5 protein-coding genes are annotated in these 3,377 nt (G+C 33.8%); 2 read left to right on the top strand and 3 right to left on the bottom strand.

Features of this window, described 5'->3' with window-relative positions:
• Positions 1-86: 86 nt before the first annotated feature.
• Genes FTT63_RS15040 through FTT63_RS15030 form a run of 3 tightly spaced genes read right to left on the bottom strand, consistent with a single transcriptional unit; the run spans position 87 to position 1,933 of the window.
• Entirely contained in the window at positions 87-959 is an 873-nt protein-coding gene (locus FTT63_RS15040; RefSeq protein WP_180192459.1) for an endonuclease/exonuclease/phosphatase family protein, read from the bottom strand.
• Between the two features lie 31 nt (positions 960-990).
• Positions 991-1,461: a hypothetical protein gene (locus tag FTT63_RS15035; RefSeq protein ID WP_180192458.1), complete on the bottom strand. Its 471-nt coding sequence runs from the start codon at positions 1,459-1,461 to the stop codon at positions 991-993.
• Entirely contained in the window at positions 1,454-1,933 is a 480-nt protein-coding gene (locus FTT63_RS15030; protein WP_180192457.1) for a Panacea domain-containing protein, read from the bottom strand. Before FTT63_RS15030 ends, FTT63_RS15035 begins: the two co-directional genes overlap by 8 nt.
• Before the next feature lie 240 nt (positions 1,934-2,173).
• Here FTT63_RS15030 and FTT63_RS15855 point away from each other — a divergent pair, with 240 nt between their 5' ends.
• Both FTT63_RS15855 and FTT63_RS15020 read left to right on the top strand, forming a co-directional pair.
• Positions 2,174-2,836, top strand: a complete 663-nt coding sequence (locus FTT63_RS15855; protein WP_227554662.1) for a hypothetical protein — start codon at positions 2,174-2,176, stop codon at positions 2,834-2,836.
• A 154-nt stretch (positions 2,837-2,990) separates the two neighbouring features.
• Entirely contained in the window at positions 2,991-3,293 is a 303-nt protein-coding gene (locus FTT63_RS15020; RefSeq protein ID WP_180192456.1) for a hypothetical protein, read from the top strand.
• The last annotated feature ends 84 nt before the right edge of the window (positions 3,294-3,377 follow it).

Raw genomic sequence — 3,377 nt, 5'->3', positions numbered from 1 at the left:
AATCATTTGAATGATTTCTTCTTGGTCTACGTGCCATAAAATACTCCATATATTGATGTTTATAACATCATTTGAGGAGCAGAATATCACTTATAGGAGTTGTTCAAATTTACGGATCCATCTCTAAACTCTTCATTAGCTTTAAATAATGAATCTATATCAATTATAGACGTTAAGTTGTCATCAAATGCCCACTGATTTTTTAAAAAGGGACTTGAGATTAAGATTTGGTCTATTACACACCAGGTGTGAAAGTTGCCATTAATATAATTATAAGTACCTTTAACTTTCGCTTCTGTACTCAAAGGTAAAAATTTCCAACATGGATTATAAAAGATATTAGGTTTTTTTAAGACTATATCTCTGTCCCTTGATGATTGTAGGTGATGAACCATCTCATCGCTAAAAGGCTCAACATTGTAGTCACCCATCATGATGACTTCTTTATGACTCTCAAGATCTTTTTCAACTTCAAACCTTAAACGTGATGAAATTGTAGCTGTATTTAAACTATTATCTTGCAATTGGCTCGGCCAATGCGACAAATATAACGATAGCAAATTACCAAATTCTGAATGTATAAATTCATACCTTTCAAAAATTTTTAAATTACGGCTACCAAGCCCCATTGTTGCAAACTGGCAATCATCTCTATCGTGCTTAATCAATTGATGATTTTTCTTATATAAAATAGCAGTGTCAAAATACAAGCGTCCTTGTTTCTGTGCACCAATAGCATAATTATATTCAGTTTTTTTTAAATTTAAGAAACTAGATATATGAATAATATCTTCCATACTAACTTCGCCTAAGCAGATAAAGTCATATTTCATATCCATGAATTTTTGCAAAATTGTTGCAATACCTTCTTTTTTATCCTGTGAAGCTAAATTCCTTTTTGAGCTCATAGGAGGGGAAAGACTAGTGTTCCACCATATGATTGATAAGAGTCCTTTCATTAGAATGTATTCATCCGATTTAAACTAAATATTACTGGTCAATGCTGTTTTCTTTATTAGTCTTTTTTAAAAAATCGAAAGTTAAAGCATCCTTGCGATAGAGCCAATATGCAGCAATTGTATATAAGCCTAAAATTGTAGCTGTTGTAGTGGTAACTAATGCAATATAGGCCTGATTGCTTAGATTAAATTTTAAATATGAAAAAGTTCCCGTAAACCATTGAACTGGAAATCCACCAAATCCTTGTACAATCGTAATTAGAATAATCGTAAGCGTCCATCCAATTGCAATGTAGGATAGCTTTTTAAACTCCCTTTTTCGAAGTTCGGCTTCTTTTTCAAGATTATCTAGTACAATTTCAATATAACGTTTTTGATAATCATCATAATCTCCATTTTTAAAAGCATTTTCCTCCTCCACTCCAAGGCAGTCAGAATTATCTGGCGGTGGAACTTCGAGTGGAGTCGGATTACTTAAAAAATCTGAAAATGATTCAGGCATTTTTGCCGACCTTATCTACATACAACTTTTTATAATGGTTTTGAATTAATGTATTTGGAATAGCAAAATTATGCCAACTTCCCTCACCGTGCGGATAGGTTTGATCCCACGGTGTGCCCTTAGCATGAGTAATTTGAGATAAATCCACTCCATCAAATTGCTCATATGCTTTTAATACATAATCTATAACTCTAAGTTCATCTTGTTCAAAATTAGAATTTGCTACATCTGGAATTGGAGCTGTTATAGGGCTATTACGATATGACTTAATACTATGATAAAGCTCAGGGATAACAGGGCCAAATTTCCATGCTTCTACCTTATCTTCAAATAATGAGCGGTCAAATAAGCCAAGCATCCAGCCATGAGCAATATAAGTCAGTTTAATTAACTGCATTGGAGTGTATTGCTTACCTAATTCATTACCTTTAGCAATGATTTTGTTAGCAACTTGAAGTGCAGTATGAGCCATGCTGTACCTCCTATGAATAAATGCGGAAAAACAGTCCACACTGAGCCTAACTGGCTATTACGATTTATAATTGTTGTCTAAGAACTACAACAACTATCAGCGAAAGGCAAGGCATTATACATAGCCTTACATTTAAGATATATGGCTAAATATGGAAAATTAAAGTTCAAGAGACAGTCTATGGCGTAGTAGTGAATTCTTACTATCTCAGCTAGTATTATTCCAAATTTAGGGGGATTTATGGTTAAAAAAAATTTAGAAGAAAAGATAAAATTGGTTGGTTTCTGGACTTTTGGTGGAGTGTTCTGGTATCTGGTTATAGCCTTCTTTCTGAAAAGCAATTACCCCATTTACGATTATGACTTTAATCGATCTGTTGCATACGACGTTATAAAGGATGCTTTAACCTTAGTTGCTGCACTCCTTGCACCAGTTGCTGCTTTCGTTCTTTTTACTGATTGGAGAGAACAACATGCAGCAATTAAAAATGAAAGAACCAGTGAGGAGATCAAAAAACAGATAATGCAAATTAAGGGATATCTTAGTTTGGGTACTGATTATGATGATATATCTATTTTTTTTAAAAATCAGGCTGAATTTTATGGGCTTCTTTTAGATTTTAAGCGAAATATTGAACTACTAAGAGGCCTTGACAAGGAATCAGAAAGTTATATTAACATCCTTCTTAAAATTGAGCTGTATTTAAGTGACTTATGGCCATACTATTCGCAAGAAGTGACTTATACACAGCTCGCTCAACAACAATCTTATAAAGGTGAATCTTCCGATCCAGTACTAAGGCATTATATGGAGAGATTAGAAGAGTGCTCTCAGAATAAGTTTGAATGCCGTCAAAAAATTTATGAACTAGAGACTCAGTTGAAAATTCTCCACGTGAAATAATTATCTTAACTGAATGACTCTAAAAACTCAGAATCACCATGCAGGCCCATCCCTTTTTATGGACTCCGAAAATTCAGAATTAAGTTGTACTGAATCTCAATAGATCAGTTAATATTTTCTCTAAATGAAATTGTAAAATACTTAAGAAAATAGCATGAACCAAAAAATTCAAATAGTTTCTGAAACCATACAAGCCGCGAATATACAAGCTGATGCAACGATATTTGCAGCAAGTATAGCCGCACTAGGCCTTATAGTCGGTTTGGTAGTTTCATGGTATACGGCAAAACATATACAAAGAAAGACCTCAATTGATGAGATAAGAAGAAACACATATTTAAAAACCGTTGATTCTTACTCTCGAATGATAGCTTCCTTGTCAATGATTACAGTAGATCCTAAAAAGACATCCGATGAACCGTACCGGGTTTGTCGGAGACTTTTTTATTTAAGTTAGGCCACCTGACCTAACGGGTTAATCTTATCATAGTACATTGCTTCAAACTCAAAAGGTGATACATAACCCAGTGCACTGTGTACA

The organism is Acinetobacter sp. C15 (assembly GCF_013420645.1).
In the GTDB taxonomy this organism is placed as follows: domain Bacteria; phylum Pseudomonadota; class Gammaproteobacteria; order Pseudomonadales; family Moraxellaceae; genus Acinetobacter; species Acinetobacter indicus.
Note: the sequence above shows the minus strand (reverse complement) of the source record. Positions and strands in the feature narration are given on the sequence as shown.

What these genes read in the sequence shown, in the direction of transcription:
- FTT63_RS15040 (WP_180192459.1), bottom strand. Translation starts at nt 959, where the DNA reads ATGAAAGGACTCTTATCAATCATATGGTGGAACACTAGTCTTTCCCCT.
- FTT63_RS15855 (WP_227554662.1), top strand. Translation starts at nt 2,174, where the DNA reads ATGGTTAAAAAAAATTTAGAAGAAAAGATAAAATTGGTTGGTTTCTGG.
- FTT63_RS15030 (WP_180192457.1), bottom strand. Translation starts at nt 1,933, where the DNA reads ATGGCTCATACTGCACTTCAAGTTGCTAACAAAATCATTGCTAAAGGT.
- FTT63_RS15020 (WP_180192456.1), top strand. Translation starts at nt 2,991, where the DNA reads ATGAACCAAAAAATTCAAATAGTTTCTGAAACCATACAAGCCGCGAAT.
- FTT63_RS15035 (WP_180192458.1), bottom strand. Translation starts at nt 1,461, where the DNA reads ATGCCTGAATCATTTTCAGATTTTTTAAGTAATCCGACTCCACTCGAA.